The sequence below is a fragment of the Actinacidiphila guanduensis genome (assembly GCF_900103985.1).
GTDB lineage: Bacteria > Actinomycetota > Actinomycetes > Streptomycetales > Streptomycetaceae > Actinacidiphila > Actinacidiphila guanduensis.
This window is the reverse complement of record NZ_FNIE01000002.1, coordinates 655,853-674,582: the sequence shown is the minus strand read 5'-3', so window position 1 is coordinate 674,582 and position 18,730 is coordinate 655,853. Positions and strand designations below refer to the sequence as shown.

Here is an 18,730-nt window from a genome sequence, read left to right as displayed (position 1 = left end):
CGAAGCCCGGGTGCGTACGAGCCGTGCCCAGGTGCGTACGTGCCCGTACTCGGCTTCTCGCCCGGTGTCCGTGCGTGGCCCGTACGTGAGCCGGCGGTGCCGGGCGGCTCGGTCAGGGAGCGGGCAGCGGGGTGCCGGGGCCGTCGAGGGCGTCGGCGAGCAGCCGTTCGACGGGGACGCCGCGGATGGCCGCGTCGAGCACCTGGACGGTGTGCGCGACCGGCATCCGCGCGCCCATCCCGGCGAGCGTGGTGGCGACCTGCATCCAGCAGCCGGGGTTGGCGGTGACCATCAGGCCGGCGCCGGTGGCGAGCACCGCGCGCGCCTTGCGCTCGCCCAACTCGCGGGCGGGCTCGGGGTGCAGCAGGTTGTAGGTGCCCGCGCTGCCGCAGCAGATCTCCGCCTCGGGCAGTTCGCGCAGCTGCACGCCGGGCACCGAGCGCAGCAGCCGCCGGGGCTGGTCGCGCACCCCTTGCGCGTGGGCGAGGTGGCAGGCGTCCTGGTAGGCGACGGTCACCTCCAGTGGATGCCTGGGTGCCACCGGGCCGATCTCGTCGAGCAGTTCGGCGATGTCACGGACCTTCGCCGCCAACTCGGCGGCCCGCCGCGGCCAGTCGGCCCCTTCGTCGCGCAGCAGGTGGCCGTACTCCTTGAGTTGGGAGCCGCAGCCGGCGGCGTTGACCACGATCGCGTCGACCCCGGCCGTCTCGAAGGCCCCGATCACCGCCTTGGCGAAGCGCACCGCCTCCCGGGACCGCCCGGCGTGCGCGGACAGCGCCCCGCAGCAGCCCTGCCCGCGCGGCACGATCACCTCGCAGCCCTCGGCGGCGAGCACCCGCGTGGTCGCGGCGTTCACGTCGGGGAAGAAGGTGCCCTGCACGCAGCCGGTGAGGAGCCCCACGGTCAGCCGCCGGGTGCCCATCGCGGGCACGCGCCGGGGCAGGGCGGGCGCGGGGCCGAGTCGCGGGGCGAGCGCCTCCATCGCCCGCAGCCGGGCGGGCAGCAGCCGCAGCAGGCCCGCGCGGGCGGCGAGGGTGCGCAGGCCGCTGCGCTGGCAGGCGCGCAAGGGGACGCGCAGGGCGCGCAGCCGCCGCGGGTGCGGGAACAGGCTGTACACAAGGGTGCGCAGCAGGCGCTCGCGCCAGGGGCGGGTGGCGCGGCGTTCGACCTGGGCGCGCGTGGCCTCGATCAGCTTGTCGTACTGCACGCCCGAGGGGCACGCGGTCACGCACGCCATGCACCCCAGGCACTGGTCCAGGTGGCGTACGGCGGTCGCGTCCAGTCCCTCGCCTGCCAGCCCGCCCTTGATCAGGTCGATCCGCCCGCGGGGGCTGTCCATCTCCTCGCCCCACAGCACATAGGTCGGGCAGCTCGGCAGGCAGAACCCGCAGTGCACGCAGTCCGCCGCGAGTGCGGCGTCGGGCGGCTGTACCGCGTCGAAGCCCTGCGGCAGCCCGAAGCCGGGCATTCCGAGCCCCACGGTGGCGGACGCGGCGCTGGCGGCGACGACGGGCCCGAGGGGGAGGGCGGGAGCGGGGGCCGGGGGGCCTGATGGGCTGCCGCCTCCTGCGGGGGACGGGTCCTGCGACGGGTTCGGGTGCATCACAGTCCTCCCAGGAGCCGTCCCGGCGACAGCCGCCGCGCGGGGTCGAAGCGGTCCTTGACCCGCGTCATCAGGCCGAACGCGTCGCCGGGCGGGCCCCAGTGGTCCAGGCCCGCGCGCAGGTCGGGGTGTGCGGCGAGCACGACGGCCGACCCGTCGTGGGGTGCGAGCGCGGCCCGCAGCGCGGCCAGGTCGGTCTCGGGCGGCACCGCGGCGTACCCGACGCCCACGGCGGCCGACGCGGTGCCGTGCGCCCCGGGCGGCAGCGCGTCCAGCACGTGCGGCAGCGCGGCGGGCGCGTAGGCGAGCCGCAACACCATTGGCCCGGTGGGGCGTTGGCCGAACCAGGCGGGCAGCGCGGCGCCGATGGCGACACGGTCCGGGTCGTGGGAGGTGCCGTGTGCCGAGGGCGCCGAATCCCCCTCGTACACAGCCGCCTTGCTCTCCTCCCCCGCCAGCAGTCCTGCGCAGGCGGCCGCTTGGCCCGCCACCGAGGCCGGGCTGCTCTCGAAGAGGGCGAGGAGTTCGCCGGTGACGTCGAACGGGCCGCGCCGCCAGTTCAGTTCGAGGGCGGTGGGGGTGAGGGTGGAGCGGGCGACGCGGAAGGCGAGGTCCGCGGCGTGGGCGCTGCCGTGGACGGGGGCGGTGACGGTCGCGGTCGCGGGTGGGCGCGGGTGGAGCCGCCAGGTCGTGGAGACCACGACGCCGAGGGCGCCGTGCGCGCCGGTGTGCAGTTTGCCGAGGTCGTATCCGGCGACGTTCTTGACCACTTTGCCGCCGGAGCGGGCCACTGTGCCGTCGGCGAGCACCGCGGTGACGCCGATGAGCAGGTCGCGCACGGTGCCGTAGCGCAGCCGGCGGGGCCCGGAGGCGTTGGCGGCCACGATGCCGCCGAGGGTGGCGCCCTCCTCGGGCGGGTCGAGGGCGAGCATCTGGCTGTGCTCGGCGAGCTGCTTCTGCAGGGCGGCCAGCGGCACCCCGGCCTCGGCGACGACGACCAGGTCGCCGGGCGCGTACTCGGTGATCCGGTCCAGCGCGGTGGTGCGCAGCAGCAGGTCGCAGCGCTCGGGCGGGGCGGCCCAGCCGGTCTTGGTGCCGGCGCCGACCGGGACGACGGTGCCGGTGGTGCCGCGCAGCAGGTCGGCGGTCTCGGCGGTGCTGCGGGGGGCGACCGTCTCGGCGGCGGGCCAGCGGGCGCCCGATGCGGCGGGGTCCATGTCAGAACACCTCGCCGAGCGCGGGGTCGCGGGGCGCCTCGGCCGTGTGCGGGCCGGGGCGCTCGCCGCACAGCCGCGGGGTGGGGAAGAGCTTGCCGGGGTTGGCGAGGCCGGCGGGGTCGAAGGCGCAGCGCAGCCGGTGCATGGCGTCGAGGTCGCCGGGGGTGAACTGGTCGGCCATCTTGGCCTTCTTCTCCACGCCGACGCCGTGTTCGCCGGTGATGGAGCCGCCGTTCGCGAGGCACAGGTCGAGGATCGCGAATCCCAGCTGCTCTGCTGCGTGTCCGGCGCCCTCGACGGCGTCGTCGAAGAGGATCAGCGGGTGCAGGTTGCCGTCGCCGGCGTGGAAGACGTTCGCCACGCGGATGCCGGCCGCGTCCGCCAACCGGGCGACCTCGTCCAGGACTTCGGGCAGCCGGGTGCGGGGGATGACGCCGTCCTGCACGTAGTAGGCGGGGCTGATCCTGCCCACCGCGGCGAAGGCGGACTTGCGGCCCTTCCACATCAGGGCGCGCTCGTCCTCGTCGCGCGCGATGCGGGTCTCGAAGGCATGCCGGGCGGCGGCGATCCGCTCGACCTGCCGGAACTGCTCGTCCACCTCGACCGCGGGGCCGTCGAGTTCGACCACGAGGACCGCCACCGCGCCCTCGGGGTAGCCGCATTGGACGGCGGCCTCGGCGGCCTGGATGGCGAGGGCGTCCATCATCTCCACGGCAGCCGGCAGGATGCCCTCGGCGATGATGTCGCTGACGGTGCCGGCCGCGTCGGCCACGCTGTGGAAGCCGACGAGCATGGTGCGCACGGTCTCGGGGGCCTGCACCGTGCGCACGGTGATCTCGGTGGCGATGCCCAGCGTGCCCTCGCTGCCGACGAAGGCGCCGAGCAGGTCCAGGCCGGGGTGCTCGGGCGCGATGCCGCCCAGGCGCACCACCTCCCCGTCGGGCAGCACCACTTCGGCGCCGGTGACGTGGTTGACGGTGAAGCCGTACTTCAGGCAGTGCGCGCCGCCGGCGTTCTCGGCGATGTTGCCGCCGAGCGAGCAGACCTGCTGGGAGGAGGGGTCGGGGGCGTACGCCTGGCCGTGCGGGGCGGCCGCGCGGGTCACCGAGAGGTTGATCACGCCGGGCCCCGCGGTCACCCGCGCGTTGCCGGGGTCCACCGCGTGGATCGCGCGCAGCCGGGAGAGCACCACGAGCACGCCGTCTGCGACCGGCACCGCGCCGCCGGAAAGGCCCGTGCCCGAGCCGCGGGCGACGAAGGGCACGCCCGCGGCGGCGCAGATCCGCACCGCGGCCACGACGTCGTCGCGGTCCTCGGCGAGCACCACCAGGGCCGGGCGGACCCGCACGGTGGCCAGGCCGTCGCACTCGTAGGTGCGCAACTGGGCGGGGTCGGTGAGCACCTTTGCCGCGCCGATCGCGGCCCGTAGCGGGGCGGCGAGCGCGCTCGCCCGCGCGGGGGTCATGCGGCCGGGGCCGTGCCGCGGGGGCGCGGGGCGGCGGGTCCGGGGATGCGCGCCGGGGTGCGCTGCCGCATGCGTCCTCCCAGGGGTCGCCGTCCTACTGTTCCGCCACCCGGTAGGCACCTACCGGATGGTGGAACCATGCGCGCCCGCTCCCGACCACGTCAAGAGGCGTGCGTGACCCCGGTCACATCTCCCCGTCATCCTCACACCGCACGCCTCCCCGGTGTGCAGGGGGCGTAACCGCCGTCGATCGGCGGGCGTGACAGCGGGGTAACGGGCCCTTCGTACGGTCGGGCGGTCGGCTGCCGGCGAGAGGGGAAGGCCGTGACCGCAACCGTGCCCGGGCCGCAGCCGCGGGCCGCCGTCGAGCAGGTGCGCACCGTGTGCTCGTACTGCGGGGTCGGCTGCGGGCTGGTGCTGGACGTCGGCACCGGCCCGGACGGCCGCAGGAGCGTACTCAAGGCGTACGGCGACAAGGAGCACCCGGCCAACCGCGGCCGGCTGTGCACGAAGGGCGCCACCACCGCCGACATGCTCGCCGCCCCCGGCCGGCTGTCCACCGCGCTGGCGCGCCGCACCCGCGAGGCCGCGCCCGAACCCGTCCCGGTGGCCGAGGCGATGGCCGCCGTGGGGGCCCGGCTGCGCGCGATCATGGACGAACACGGCCCGGACGCCGTCGCGTTCTACGTCTCCGGGCAGATGAGCCTGGAGGCGCAGTACCTGGCGAACAAACTCGCCAAGGGCTTCGTGCGCACCACCGCCATCGAGTCCAACTCCCGCCTGTGCATGGCGAGCGCGGCCGGCGGCTACAAGCTCTCGCTCGGCGCGGACGGCCCGCCCGGCTCCTACGACGACTTCGCTCGCGCCGACGTCTTCCTCGTCATCGGCGCCAACATGGCCGACTGCCACCCGATCCTCTTCCTGCGGATGATGGAACGGGTGCGCGCGGGCGCGAAGTTGATCGTGGTGGACCCCCGGCGCACCGCCACCGCGGAGAAGGCCGACCTGTTCCTCCAGCTGCGTCCCGGCACCGACATCGCGCTGCTCAACGGGCTGCTCCACCTCGTCGTCGAGAACGGCGACACCGACCCGGAGTTCATCGCCGCGCACACCGAGGGCTGGGCGGAGATGCCGGCGCTGCTCGCGGACTACCCGCCCGCGGTGGTCGCCGAGTTGACGGGTGTGTCCGAGGAGGCGCTGCGGGAGGCCGCCCGGCTGATCGGCGGGGCGGGCGAGTGGACCAGCTGCTGGACGATGGGCCTCAACCAGTCCACCCACGGCACCTGGAACACCAACGCGCTGATCAACCTGCACCTGGCCACCGGCGCCATCTGCCGCCCCGGCAGCGGCCCCTTCTCGCTGACCGGCCAGCCCAACGCCATGGGCGGCCGCGAGATGGGCTACATGGGCCCGGGGCTGCCCGGCCAGCGCTCGGCGCTGAACGCCGAGGACCGCGCGTTCACCGAGGAGTTGTGGGGCCTGCCGCCCGGCACGATCCGGGGCGAGGCGGCCGCGGGCGGCACCGTGGAGATGTTCCGGCGGATGGCCGCCGGCGAGGTGAAGGCGTGCTGGATCATCTGCACCAACCCGGTCGCCTCGGTCGCCAACCGCAAGACCGTCATCGAGGGCCTGGAGGCCGCCGAACTCGTCGTCGTCCAGGACGCGTTCGCCGAGACCGAGACCACCGCCTACGCCGACGTGGTGCTGCCCGGCGCGCTGTGGACCGAAGGGGACGGCGTGCTGGTCAGCAGCGAGCGCACCCTCACCCTCGCCCGCCGGGCCGCCGACCCGCCCGGCGAGGCCCTGCCCGACTGGCAGCTGATCGCCGGTGTGGCCCGCGCGATGGGCTACAGCGAGGGCTTCGACTTCGCCTCCGCCGAGGAGGTCTTCGAGGAGCTCAAACGCGCCGCCAACCCCATGACGGGCTACGACCTGCGCGGCACCAGCCACGCGCGGCTGCGCGACGCCCCCGTCCAGTGGCCCGCCCCCGACCCGGACGGCCCCGCCCGCAACCCCGTCCGCTACGCCGGACCCGGCGGCCCGCGCTTCCCCACCCCGAGCGGCCGCGCCGTCTTCCACCCGCGCCCGCACCTGCCGCCTGCCGAACTCCCCGACGACGACTACCCGTTCGTCCTCAGCACCGGCCGTCTGCCGCACCAGTGGCACACCCTCACCAAGACCGGCCGGGTCGCCAAGCTCAACCGCCTGAACCCCGGGCCCTTCCTCGAACTGCACCCCGAGGACGCCGCCCGCCTCGGCATCGTCGAGGGCGACCCGGTCGAACTCGCCTCCCGCCGCGGCCGCGCGGTCCTGCCCGCAGCGCTCACCACCCGCGTCCGCGAGGGCTCCTGCTTCGCCCCCTTCCACTGGAACGACCTCTTCGGCGAGTACCTGAGCGTCAACGCGGTGACGAACGACGCGGTGGACCCGCTCTCCTTCCAGCCGGAGTTCAAGGCGTGCGCGGTGGCCCTGACGAAGGTCCCGCAGCTCGCGGCGCAGGACCGGACCGCACCCCCGCCTGCACGAAGCGGCGGCACCCCGCGCGGAGCCCGGCCCGGACCGCCGGCGGACGACGGAGCGGCGGGCACCCGTCCCGTGGACCTGCCCGGCGGGGTGGCGTCCGGGGTCGCGGGTGGGCCGGCTGTCGTGGCCGAGGTGCTGGGGCTCGGGGCCATAGCACCGCCTGTGCTGGACGAGGTCGAACGGCGCTACCTCGCGGGCTTCTTCGCCGGTCTCGGCAGCGGCGTGGCCGGGGTGCCCGTGCTTCCGCCGCGGGCGCCCCTCACGGACGAGCACGCGCTGTGGGTCAACGGCCTGCTCGCCGGGATGTACGCGCGCCGCCCCGCATCCGTGACCGCGGGCGGGCAACAGCCCACTCCCGTACGGGAGATCGTCGTGCTGTGGGCCTCGCAGACCGGCAACGCCGAGGAGTGCGCCGCCGCCGCGGCCGAGCGGCTGACCGCCGAGGGGCACCGCGCCGTGCTGCTCGCGATGGACAGCGCGCAGCCGCACGCGCTGCCGGACGGTGCCGACCTGCTGGTGATCACCAGCACCTTCGGCGACGGCGAGGCCCCCGACAACGGCAGCGGCTTCTGGTCCGCCCTCGCTTCGCCCGGCTGCCCGCGCCTGGAGGGCCGCCGCTACGCCGTGCTCGCCCTCGGCGACTCCTCGTACGACGACTTCTGCGGCCACGGCCGCCGCCTGGACCACCGGCTCGGCGAACTCGGCGCCACCCGGCTCGCCCCCCGCACCGACTGCGAACCGGACTACGAGGGCGCGGCCGCCGCCTGGCTCGACACGGTGCTGGCCGCCCTCACGGTCCCCGCTCCGACCGGGACGCCCGGGACACCGCCCGCCTCCACGGGGCCGGTTGCCGCGGGGGCGCCGCCCGCCCCCGTACCGTCCGCGCCCGCGGCGCCGCCTGCCCCCGTAAGCCCGCCCGCCCCGGTGAACCCTGCGGTCGCCAACTCGCCCTCCTTGCAGACTCGTTCTCCCGTCACCGCCCTGCTCACCGGCAACCGGCGGCTCGGCCGGCCCGGCGGCGCCAAGGACGTACGGCGGCTCACCTTCGACACCCGCGCCGCCGAGCGGCCGCTGGCGTACGAGGCCGGGGACGCGCTCAGCGTCATGCCCGTCAACTCACCCCAGCTGGTGGCCGAATGGCTCGACGTGACCGGGCTCGACGCGGCAACCCCCGTGCAGGTGCGCGGCGTCGGCGAGGTCGCCTTCGGCGAGGCGCTCCACCGGCACCTGGACATCACCCGCATCACCCCCGCCCTGCTGCGCTTCGTCGCCGACCGCAGCCGCGACCGCGACCTGCGCACCCTGATCAGGCCGGACAACAAGGACCGGCTGGCGCAGTGGAGTTGGGGCCGCCAAGCGGTGGACGTCGTGGCCGGCTTCCCGGTCAGGGCGGACGCCGAGGCATGGGCCGGGGTGCTGCGGCGGCTCCAGCCGCGGCTGTACTCGATATCGTCCAGCCCGCTCACGGCGCCGCACGAGGTGTCGCTGACCGTCTCCGTCGTGCGCTACGACAGCCCCGACGGCCGCCCCCGCCAAGGCGTCTGCTCGCCCTTCCTCGCCGACGCCGCACCCGGCTCCCCCGTGCCGGTCGCCGTGCGCCCCGCCCCGCACTTCCGAATCCCCACCGACCCAGCGGCGCCGATGGTGATGATCGGCCCCGGCACCGGCGTCGCCCCCTTCCTCGGCTTCCTCGACGAGCGGCGCGCCCGCGGCCACCGCGGCCCCAATTGGCTGCTGTTCGGCGAGCAGCACCGCGCCACCGACTTCTACTACGAGCCCGAGCTCGCCGCCTTCCGCGCCGAGGGCACCCTCACCCGCCTGGACACCGCCTTCTCCCGCGACCAGCGGGCCAAGCTCTACGTCCAGGACCGGCTGCGCGAGCACGGCCCGCTGCTGTGGAAGTGGCTCCAGGAGGGCGCCCACCTGTACGTGTGCGGCGACGCCTCGCGGATGGCCAAGGACGTCGACCGGGCGCTGCGCGGCATCGCGGCCGACCACGGCGGGCACAGCGCGGAGTCGGCGGCGGCGTACCTGAAGCAACTGGCCGCCGAGAGGCGGTACGTGCGGGACGTGTACTGAATCCCCGCGCCATCCGCGTCCGCCACAGGCGAGAGTTGACGCTACGTCAGGTGAGGGTCCGGGCCGCCAGGGCGTAGTCCTCGGCCTGGGCCGTGGTGAGGACCTGCGAGACCCGCAGCAGCGACGTGCCGATCACGTAGTGGTACTCGCCGGCGCTCACCGAGCCCTCGGAACCCTGCTCGATCGCCTTCGCCCGCGCGCGGGCCTGGGCGGCGGTGGCGAAGGTCTCGACGCAGCCGCCGCGCGCCACCGCGTCCGGCTTGGTGCCCTCGACATCCGCGGACTGCACCCGCGAGTCGGTGAAGGCGACCTTCGACAGGTAGCCGTTCGGCTTGCCCAGCAGGTGGTCGGGGTCGGTGGCCACGGTGTACTCCACCGTCGTGGTCATCGAGGAGACGCTCTGCTCCACGGCCGTGGCGACCTGCTCGGCCGTCTTCAGCCCCACGGCCACCTGCTGCGTGTCCTCCTTTGCCGCACCGGTGTCCGCGCTCCCCGACGAGCACCCCGCGAGCCCCACGCAGGCGGCCAGGACGGCGGCACCCAGCGCGAGGGCGGAGCTGGTGCGGGTGGTGCGGACGATGGTGCGGATGCGCATGTTTCCCCCAGACCGGGACGCGAGGGGACACACCGTAACGCCGTCCGCACCGTTCGGGGACCCCTTGGCGCATATCCGGAGCGTCAAGAGCGAATAACGCTACGGCGACGGTGACGTGGGCATTTCACGCGATACGGGGCCCGCGCGGGGCCGTTCCGGAGTCCGTACGGGGCGGGCGCGCGACTGCGTGCGAGGGCAGCGGCCAGCCCCACGTGCTATCCCTCGGCTTCGTTCGGCGCCCGCCGGCCTGGTTCGCGGGCGCCCCGGCCTCGCTCCGGGCCGGCCCCGTCACCGCCGTCCGGGCCGGACGCCGATGTCGTCACAGCCCCGTCACAGGGGCGGACACCGGGCCGCCGGGTGGGGAGCCTTGACGGCATGCGTACACGTAACGGCATCCGCACCGCCGCCGCGGCCGTCCTCGCCGCGGCCGTCCTCACGCTGGGCGCGACCGCCTGCTCCTCAGGGGGCGGGCACGACGAGGACGCGGCCGGGAAGGACCCGGGGACGGCCACCGCGCCCGCCACCGCACCCACCGGCACCGCGCCGGTCGCCACCCCCGGCACCGGCGGCCTGACCACCCTCGCGGACGGTCCCCGCAAGGACGCCTTCCTCGCCGCCGTGCGGGCCGTGGACCCGGCCCTGGCCGCCGACCCCGACCGGGCCCTGGCGAACGGCCGCACCCAGTGCAAGCGCATCGCCACCGACCCCGAGACCGCCGACCACCTCACGGCCGAGCGGTTCGGCTCCCCGGACCACCCGCTCACCGACGCACAGGGAGCGGCGATCAACTCAGCGCTGAAGCTCACGCTCTGCCGCCCCTGAGGAGCCGCCCCCCAACGGGGGCGACTCGGCGGGGAATTGGCCAACAGAGCAGCTAAGCAGGGCAGTTGTGGGTCGGGGGTTCCGTTCAGCCGGCCGCGGCCCGCGGCTCCTCGGCGAGCAGACCATTGGGCACGAGCTCGGTCGCCACGCGTTCGGTCGCCAGCAGTTCGGCCGGCACGCGTTCGCCCGGCACCAGTTCGGCGGGCGGTTCGGCGAGCGCCAGGACCGCCGACTCCGCATGGGCGGCAGCCGCCGGCTGGCGCGCCGGGCCGAACGGGGAGTCGCCGTGCGGGCCGTCCACGTCCACGACGACCTCGGTGACCGCGACCCTGCCGCCCAGCCGCGGCGCGGGCAGCGGCCCGGTGTCACCGGTGAGCAGCAGGCGCACCGCCGCCCAGGGCAGGTTCAGCCCGGTGAAGGCGGTCTGGAAGATCCCGGCGGAGGGACGGGGGTTGGCCTCCAGCAGCACCGGCCGGCCCTGCAGGAAGCGCAGTTGCACATTGGTGAGGTAGGCGAGGCCGAAGTGTCCGACCAGCCGGCGGGCGATGGCGACCAGCGAGGGGTCGTCCAGCAGGTGCCGGTAGCGGCCGTGCTTGGCGCGGGCGATGCCGACGATCATGTCGCCGCCGGGCGCGGACAGGCAGTCCACGCTCACCTCGGGCCCCTCCAGGTAGGGCATCACAAGGAACTCGGGCACCTTCTGCCCTTCGTCGGCTGCCTGCTGGAGCGCGTCGGCCACCGCGGCGGCCGAGGCCACCGGGGCCGGTGCGACCAGCAGGTCCTTCAGCCGCAGCGGCCCGTCCTCGATCACCCGGAAGCCGAACGCCGAGAACTCGCCCGCCGGTTTGAAGCACACCCGCTCGCCGGTGGCCGCCACCTCCGCGACGGCGTCCCGGAAGCCCTGCGCGTCGGCGGCCAGCCGCCACGGCGGCACCGGCACCCCGGCCTCGCGCGCGGCCTCGTACGTACGGGACTTGCTGGTCAGGACGTCGATGGCGGCCGGCGGCGAGCACATCAGCCGGGTCCCGACCGCCGCGAAGGCGTCCGCGTGGCCGGCCAGCGCGGGCAGCCGCCTGGGCGGGATCATCACGTCGATCGCGTGGCGCCGGCAGAAGTCCAGGGCGAACTGGGCGTACTCGCGGTCCCCGACGTAGCGCGGCTCCACCTCGGCGACGTCGCACGCCGACAGCGCCGGCGCGTCCCGATCCACGTTCGTCCCGTACACCCGGACGCCCACGCCGTCCGGGTTCTCCCGCAGCATCCGCATCACCTGGGCCGACGCCACCCCCGCGCTGCTCAGCCATATCCGAAGTGCGATGGCACAGCTCCTTCCCCCGGCCCCGCCCGCTTGCTGCACCCGGCATCCGAGCAGCCCGGCCCCGCCCCGGGCGCATCGCTTTCGCGGCGCCTCGCGGCCAAAACCCGATCATGTGTGAGCGGATCCTAGCTCTCATCTGTGTCCGTGAGATTTCACATGTCCCGTACACACGTTGCGTCCGGGCGAGGCGGCCGCGAAGGGCCGGTGAACTCCTCCGGCACCGGGCCGCTCTTCGGCCCGTCCGGGCCGAACTTCCTTGGCTCCGGGGCCCGTTGGGGGCCCGCGGTGCCTTGCGCGGGTGCGCTCCGCTCACCCTTCCCACCCAGTAGGCTGCGCGGCGTGAACAGCGCTTCGTCCCTGCCGCCCTTCCGCCTGATCGTCACCGGAGGGGGCACCGGCGGCCACACCTACCCCGCCCTGACCGCGGTCCGCACACTGCGGGCCCGGCTCGCCGAGGAGGGGCGGGCGCTGGACGTGCTGTGGATCGGCGCGCAGGACGGGCTGGAGGCGCGGGTCGCGCCCGCCGAGGGCATCGCGTTCACCCCGGTCTCCACCGGCAAGCTGCGGCGGGCGAGCAACCCGCTGATGATGGTCTCGCCGTCGAACGTGCGGGACATGGCTCGGGTGCCGCTCGGCGTCGCGCAGGCGCGCCGGGCGATCCTGGCGTTCCGGCCGGACGTCGTGCTCGCCACGGGTGGGTACGTCGCAGTGCCCGCGGGCCTGGCCGCCCGCATGTGCCGTCGCCCGCTGGTGCTGCACGAGCAGACCGTCCGGCTGGGCCTGGCCAACCGCAAGCTCGCCGGCTCGGCCACCCGCATCGCCGTCTCCTCGGAGTCCTCGCTGCCGCTGCTGCCCGCCGCCGTGCGCGGCATCGCCGTGGTGACGGGCAACCCGGTGCGGCCCGAAGTCCTGGGCGGCGACGCCGACAAGGCGGTCTGGTCACTCGGCCTGCGCGGCTTCGACCGCCGGCTGCCCACGGTGTACGTCACCGGCGGCGCCCAGGGCGCCCAGCAGATCAACGACGTCGTCCGGGACACGCTGCCCTGGCTGCTGGAGCAGGCGAACGTCGTGCACCAGTGCGGTCCGGCCAACTTCGACGCGCTGCGCGCCCAACTCCCGCTGCTGCGGCCCGATCTGGCCGCCCGCTACCACCTCACCGGCTTCGTCGGACCCGAACTGCCCGATGTCCTCGCGCTGGCCGACCTGGTGATCTCCCGCAGCGGCGCCGGCACCCTCGCCGAACTCACCGCGCTCGGCAAGCCGGCGGTCTTCGTGCCGCTGGCCACTTCGGCGGGCAACGAGCAGGTGCACAACGCCCGTTATCTGGAGGCCGCGGGCGCCGCGGTCACCCTGCGCGGCGATGTCACCCCCGACGCCCTGCGGGCGGCGGCGGCCCCGCTGCTCGCCGACCCGGCGCTGCGCGCCACGATGTCGGCCCGCGCCCGCGCCCACGGCCGCCCCGACGCCGCCGCCCGCCTCACCGATCTGCTCCTGGCCACGGCAACCCGCTGACCCCGGGGGCCCGTTCACCACCGGGGCCGGGCGTGACCGGATCGGACCGGCACCGCGGCGCCCCGACGTGGGCACCGCGGCACCGGCCCGGCGGGGCGGGGGTCAGTGCTCGGCGGGCAGCACCCGGGTGTGGTCGGTCCGCACCGCCTGCAGGGCGTTCGGGTCCAGGCCCAGCAGGTGCAGGATCGTGGGCGCGATCTGGGTGGTCTCGACGGCCGCGGCCACGTGCCTGCCGTGCGGGGTGTCCGCGCCGGAGACGACGAGGGGGACGTCACGGTCGTCGGCGAGCGCCCCGCCGTGCTCGGCGATCTTGCCCTTGCCGCCGGTGTAGACGACGCCGTACTGCGTGATGCCGAAGAGGTCGGGGACCCGCGAGTCGCCGGGCTTCGCCCCGAAGTAGTGAGCCGCCTCGTCCCCGGCGTACACCTTGCTGAGGCCCGCGGCGGTGAACGGCTTCGCGGCGCCGTCGATGCCGTTGCCGGTGCCGGACTGGCGCAGCAGGTAGTCCTTGGCGAAGTCGGCCGCGGCCTGGGAGCGGTCGCTGAGCCACAGCAGCATGGCGTCGTCGTCCACGGAGTGCACCACGAGGTCGCCGGCGCCCGGATGGGCGGCCTTCCAGGCCGCGTTGAGGCCGTCGAGGAGCGGTCCGTCGTCGATCCGGGTCAGCGCGCCCGGATCGGTCGGCGACTGGCCGTGCTTGGCGGACAGGATGACGGTCGTGCTGTCCTGGAGGTGCTGCTTGGCGATCTCGGCTTCCAGCGTGGCGACTTGGGCGTCGATGTAGTCGAGGTTCTTCGCGAGCAGCGGACCCGGCGCTCCCGTCGCGGTGTAGCCGCCCTTGAGGCCGTCCGACTGCGGCAGCTTCTGGGCGGTGGACACGGACTGGAAGTTCATGCCGAAGATCGCGGGGGTGCCGACCTTGTGCGTGCCGCTGTGGTCGAAGCCGTCGATCTCGTTGCGCACGGCCTGCACCTTGTACGCGTCGTACTGCTCGGTGGCCGCGTTGTCGCTCGTCCAGTCCTCACCGGCGGGGTAGCCGATCGCCTGGCTGTTGATCTCGGGGGCGAACAGGTCCTGTATCCCGGTGCCGGACGGGCCGCTGAGGATGTCGTAGGCGGCGTGCTTGTCCGACCAGGCGGTGCGCAGACCCGCCGTACGGGCCACCTCGAAGACCGTGTTCACCCGCAGGTAGGAGTTCGGGTAGAGCGGCTTGCAGGTCTTGGGGTCGACCGGCAGCTTCGCGGGGTCGATGAGCGAGCGCGCGTCACCGGTCATGCCGAGGATGCTGCCCGGCAGGCCGGCCAGGCCCTGGCCGGCGTCGAGGGAGTCCTTGTTCCGGTCGAGGTCCTCGGTCAGGTCGACCTCGGCACCGGGCTCGGCCGTCCTGCAGTCGGTCGTGCCGGCGGGCAGCAGCGCGGTGCTGTAGGTGTCGTCGTAGTAGACGCCGGTGGTGCCGGGGTTGCCGCCGGTCAGCTGCCCGATCATGCCGGGGAAGGAGTCGGAGGGGACGGTCGTCCGCGCGTGGGTGTACTCGGTGCCGTCGCCCACCAGGCGGGCGAGCGCGGAGTGCGGGTGCCGGGCGACGTACCAGGCCAGGTCCGACTGGTGCAGGCCGTCGACCGACAGCAGCAGGACGTGCCGGGCGGTCGCGCCTTGGTGGTGCGGGCGCCCGCTGGTCGCGGACGCGGTGGGAACGGCCGCGGCGGTGAGGCCGAGCACGGCGAGGGCCGTGGCGAGTCGGGTTGCCTTGTTCATGGTTCTCCAGTTCGGAGGAGTCCGGCGTTTCCTGCCGACCGATGAGAGGTGCGGCGGATGAACACCCCACGGCGCCCAGGCGTCCCACCCGTGAATGTCTACAGTCCTGTAGACGGTCACGCCCCCGAGCCCGGCCCGCACCCTGGACCGGAACATGGCACGGATCGGCGAATCCGCAGGGCCCGGTGTGGGGTGGCGATACGGGACGCGGGGACGCGAGAGTGGGCATCGCCCTCCGGCTACGGCCCGGCTATGGCGGCACATGAACAGAATCGGGTGTTCTGATGCAATTTGTTCTCGTCCATGGCGGATGGCAGGGCGGCTGGTGCTGGGACGCGGTGGCCGCGCATCTTCGCGCCGGCGGACATGACGTATTCGCGCCCACCCTCCTCGGTTCGGAGGAAGGCGCCGCGAGCCGCGACGGCGTCACCCTCAACACCATCGGGGACGCGCTCGTCCGGGCCATCGGGCGGCAGGGTCTCGGGGACTTCGTGCTCGTGGGCCACAGCGGCGGCGGACCGGTCGTCCAGTACGTCGCGGACCGGCTGCGGGAGGAGACCCGCAGAATCGTCTTCGTCGACGCCTGGGTGCTCCGTGACGGCGAGGCGATCCACGACGTGCTGCCCCGGCACTTCGTGGCGGCGGACCACGCGGCGGCCGCGCGGCACCCGGACCGGACCATCCCGATCGACCACGAGGTCTGGAAGGCCCACTTCATGAACGGGGCCACCGACGCGCAGTTCGCCGCCGTCATGGACCGGCTGGTCCCGGTCCCCCTCGGATGGGTGGCCGAGCCGATCTCCCTTCCCCGGTTCTGGGAGACCCCGCCGCCGGCCGGCTACATCTTCCTGCGCGACGACCAAGGCGTACCCCGCGCGCTCTTCCAGGAGATGGCCGGCAGGCTGGCCAACCCGCGTGTCCTCGAATGCGACGGCCCGCACGAGGCGATGCTGACCCACCCCGAGGCACTCGCGGACACGCTGGTCGTCGCGGCGAAGGACTGACCGATCCCCTGCCGGGCAGGGAGCCGTGCCCGGCCCGGCAGGGTCCATGAGCAGGAGTCCGCCCCCGCCCGCCAGCCGGGACCCGCACACCGGCCCCCATTGGTCCAGACCTTGACCGGGCCCCAGCGGGCCGGTTCAATCGCACCTGCGCGACAGCCGGCGGCCGCCTGCCCGTCCTGGGCGGGCCCGCACCACCCCACGTACAGCGCACCCCGTCCAGCAATCCGCGAAGCGCGGTTCTCCCCCGCACCCCCCCGTGGGAGCGCTCCACCGGCACCGGGCCGGACCTCGCCCAGCGGAAAGTCCCCCCACGGAAGGGTACGAGGCCATGCTCACATTCCCCCTGACGATCAGGCCCCGGCACGCACGTGCGGCACTCGCCGCCACGGCCGCCTGCCTCGCCTTGGCCGCCTTCGGCCAGCCGGCCCACGCCGCCCAGACCTCCCGGACGGTCCGCCCTGAGGACACCCCGATCACCAACTGCCAGCCGCAGGGCTCGATCAGCCTCGCCGGCGGGGCGTACACCCTGCAGAACAACGAGTGGAACTCCGGCGACCCGCAGTGCGTCACCGCCACCGGCGGCACGGCATGGTCCGTGAGCACCGCGAATTTCCACCTCTCCGGCGGCGCTCCCGCCACCTACCCGTCGATCTACAAGGGCTGCCACTGGGGCGCGTGCACCACCGGCAGCAACCTGCCGATCCAGGTGAGCCGGCTGGCGAGCGCGACCTCCTCATGGTCCACCACGCAGCCCGCGACCGGCGCCTACGACGTCGCCTACGACCTGTGGACCGACAGCGCTCCCACCACCGGCGGCCAGCCGGACGACAGCGAGATCATGATCTGGCTCAACAGCCGCGGCGGCGTCGCCCCGTTCGGCTCGAAGACCGCCACCACCACGGTGTCCGGCCACACCTGGGACGTCTACCAGGGACGCCAGACCTCGTGGAACATCGTCTCCTACGTCCTGCAGGGCGGCGCCACGTCCGTCTCCGGCCTCGACATCAAGGCGCTGATCGACGACTCCGTGCGCCGCGGCACCACCGGCCCGAACTCCTACCTCATCGACGCCGAGGCCGGCTTCGAGATCTGGCAGGGCGGCCAGGGACTCGGCACGAACTCCTTCTCCTTCGACGCCGCACAGGCCAGCGGGAGCGGCAGCGGGCCCACCGGGCCGATCCGTTCGGGCTACGCGGGCAAGTGCGCCGACGTGGCCGGCGCCTCCACGGCCAACGGTGCCGCCGTACAGCTCTACGACTGCAACGGGACGAGCGCGCAGAACTGGACCACAGGCCCGGACGGCAGCCTTCGGGCCCTGGGCAAGTGCATGGACGTGACGGCGGCGGGCACCGCCGACGGCACCCAGGTGCAGCTGTACGACTGCAACGGCACAGCCGCCCAGAAGTGGACCGCCACCGGCGGGCACCTGGTCAACACCGGCTCCGGCAAGTGCCTCGACGCGACCGGCCCGAGTTCCGCCAACGGCACCCGGCTGCAGATCTGGGACTGCGGCAACGGCACCAACCAGCAGTGGACCCTGCCCAGTTGATCCCCTCTCGGCCCCACCGAGAGCGTCGGAGCAATCCCACGGCCGGCGGATGCCGCACCGGGTGGCGATGGCCGGTCGGGATGACCGGCCGAGCGGATCACCGACCCCGGCCCTCCGTACCGTCCTCAGTACGGGGGGCCGGGGCCGAATTCCGCCGCACACCGCCGGTTTCGGCGGGCCGGACGACGTACCGGCACGGCGGCGAGCTTCCTCAGTCCAGCGTGGCCTCGATGAAGGAATACGGCGTCGGGCTGGGGACGACACGGTCGAGCGTGAATCCGGCGGTGGCGAGCAGCGCGCGGTACTCCGATTCGGTGCGTTCACGGCCGGGGTAGAGGCCGAGCATGATGAGGTCGAGCATCTTCGAGAAATGCGGCTCGCCGGTCGCCGGGATCACGCTCTCGATCACGACGAGGCGCGCACCGGGCTCAGCCGCCCGCGCGATGTTCCTCAGGATGCGCGCGGCGGATTCGTCGTCCCAGTCGTGGACGACATGGGACAGGACGTAGACGTCCGCGGCCGGCACCTCGTCGAAGAAGTCTCCCCCGACGGCCTGGATACGTGCGGACAAGCCCTGGGCCGCCAGGAGTTGCGGCACGTCGGCGACGACACCGGGGAGGTCGAAGACGATCCCCTTCCTGTCCGGCTCGTCGGCGAGGAGCTGCGCGAGCATGGCGCCGTCCGCACCGCCGATGTCCGCGACGACGGTGCCGGCCGGCAGCCGGTAGCCCTCGAACATGCCGATCTTCAGGGTGTCCGTCACGGTGGCGAAGCAGTTGTTCTGCAGCTCCACCAGCGCGGGGTCCTCCGCGACCCACTCGAAGAACGGCTTTCCGAGGAACTTCACCGTGCCTGCTTCGCCCGTGCGCACGCTGTGCGAGAACTCGCCGAAGGGCGCGTAGTGGGTGTGCTGCCAGTAAAGAGCCGCGTCCCGCACCGAATGGTCGGTGCCCCGTGCGAGCGTCGCACCGAGCGGGGTGACGGTGACCAGGTCGCCCTCGCCGAGGACGAAGATGCCGAGCGGTTCCAGGGACCGGACCAGCCGCAGGACGGCGGACGCGTCCGTGCCCGTCCTGCCGGCGACCTCGCCCACGGTGAGCGGTCCCCCGACGAGCACCGTGGCGATGTCCAGTTCGGCGACCGCCATCAGGGCCTGGGAGATCTGGAACCCCGCCAGCATCTGCACCATGACGGCCGAGGGGGGAATCGCGGGGAGTCCGCCCGCGGACGCCGCGGGTGCGTCGGTTACTGCCATCGATGTTCTCCAATGAATAAATTTTCGCGGGCA

Annotated in this window: 12 protein-coding genes; 5 read left to right on the top strand and 7 right to left on the bottom strand. The window is 74.2% G+C overall.

Annotated elements, in window-relative coordinates:
- Nucleotides 1–112 precede the first annotated feature (112 nt).
- The 3 genes from BLR33_RS06195 to BLR33_RS06185 all read right to left on the bottom strand — a co-directional run bounded on the left by BLR33_RS06195 (nt 113) and on the right by BLR33_RS06185 (nt 4,285).
- Entirely contained in the window at nt 113–1,468 is a 1,356-nt protein-coding gene (locus BLR33_RS06195; RefSeq protein WP_093783200.1) for a (Fe-S)-binding protein, read from the bottom strand.
- Nucleotides 1,469–1,602: 134 nt separating this feature from the next.
- Entirely contained in the window at nt 1,603–2,820 is a 1,218-nt protein-coding gene (locus BLR33_RS06190) for an FAD-binding oxidoreductase (RefSeq protein ID WP_093783199.1), read from the bottom strand.
- A gap of 1 nt (nt 2,821) precedes the next feature.
- Nucleotides 2,822–4,285, bottom strand: coding sequence for an FAD-linked oxidase C-terminal domain-containing protein (locus tag BLR33_RS06185; protein ID WP_093783198.1), 1,464 nt, complete (start codon nt 4,283–4,285; stop codon nt 2,822–2,824).
- Between the two features lie 324 nt (nt 4,286–4,609).
- Between BLR33_RS06185 and BLR33_RS06180 the strand changes: the two genes are divergently transcribed.
- Nucleotides 4,610–8,887, top strand: coding sequence for a bifunctional nitrate reductase/sulfite reductase flavoprotein subunit alpha (locus tag BLR33_RS06180; RefSeq protein WP_322987125.1), 4,278 nt, complete (start codon nt 4,610–4,612; stop codon nt 8,885–8,887).
- Nucleotides 8,888–8,933: 46 nt separating this feature from the next.
- Here BLR33_RS06180 and BLR33_RS06175 read toward each other — a convergent pair whose 3' ends face one another.
- Nucleotides 8,934–9,482, bottom strand: coding sequence for a hypothetical protein (locus tag BLR33_RS06175; RefSeq protein ID WP_093783197.1), 549 nt, complete (start codon nt 9,480–9,482; stop codon nt 8,934–8,936).
- A gap of 375 nt (nt 9,483–9,857) precedes the next feature.
- Between BLR33_RS06175 and BLR33_RS06170 the strand changes: the two genes are divergently transcribed.
- Nucleotides 9,858–10,304 (top strand): hypothetical protein, encoded by a 447-nt coding sequence (locus BLR33_RS06170; RefSeq protein ID WP_093783196.1) that lies wholly within the window; start codon nt 9,858–9,860, stop codon nt 10,302–10,304.
- 85 nt (nt 10,305–10,389) lie between these two features.
- On the opposite strand, the gene BLR33_RS06165 is transcribed toward BLR33_RS06170, so the two are convergent.
- Entirely contained in the window at nt 10,390–11,661 is a 1,272-nt protein-coding gene (locus tag BLR33_RS06165) for an ATP-grasp domain-containing protein (RefSeq protein ID WP_322987123.1), read from the bottom strand.
- A gap of 300 nt (nt 11,662–11,961) precedes the next feature.
- Here BLR33_RS06165 and BLR33_RS06160 point away from each other — a divergent pair, with 300 nt between their 5' ends.
- Nucleotides 11,962–13,134, top strand: coding sequence for a UDP-N-acetylglucosamine--N-acetylmuramyl-(pentapeptide) pyrophosphoryl-undecaprenol N-acetylglucosamine transferase (locus BLR33_RS06160; RefSeq protein WP_093783195.1), 1,173 nt, complete (start codon nt 11,962–11,964; stop codon nt 13,132–13,134).
- A gap of 102 nt (nt 13,135–13,236) precedes the next feature.
- Here the strand turns inward: BLR33_RS06160 and BLR33_RS06155 are convergent, their stop codons facing one another.
- Nucleotides 13,237–14,889: an alkaline phosphatase family protein gene (locus BLR33_RS06155; protein WP_093783194.1), complete on the bottom strand. Its 1,653-nt coding sequence runs from the start codon at nt 14,887–14,889 to the stop codon at nt 13,237–13,239.
- 284 nt (nt 14,890–15,173) lie between these two features.
- On the opposite strand from BLR33_RS06155, the gene BLR33_RS06150 reads away from it, so the two are divergent.
- On the top strand, nt 15,174–15,893 hold the full coding sequence (locus BLR33_RS06150) for an alpha/beta fold hydrolase (RefSeq protein ID WP_093783193.1): 720 nt from the start codon (nt 15,174–15,176) through the stop codon (nt 15,891–15,893).
- Between the two features lie 328 nt (nt 15,894–16,221).
- Nucleotides 16,222–17,442 (top strand): GH12 family glycosyl hydrolase domain-containing protein, encoded by a 1,221-nt coding sequence (locus BLR33_RS35880; RefSeq protein ID WP_093783192.1) that lies wholly within the window; start codon nt 16,222–16,224, stop codon nt 17,440–17,442.
- 211 nt (nt 17,443–17,653) lie between these two features.
- Here BLR33_RS35880 and BLR33_RS06140 read toward each other — a convergent pair whose 3' ends face one another.
- Nucleotides 17,654–18,697 carry a methyltransferase gene (locus BLR33_RS06140; RefSeq protein WP_176930147.1) on the bottom strand — a complete coding sequence of 348 codons (1,044 nt, stop codon included), beginning with the start codon at nt 18,695–18,697 and terminating at the stop codon, nt 17,654–17,656.
- Nucleotides 18,698–18,730: the final 33 nt, after the last annotated feature.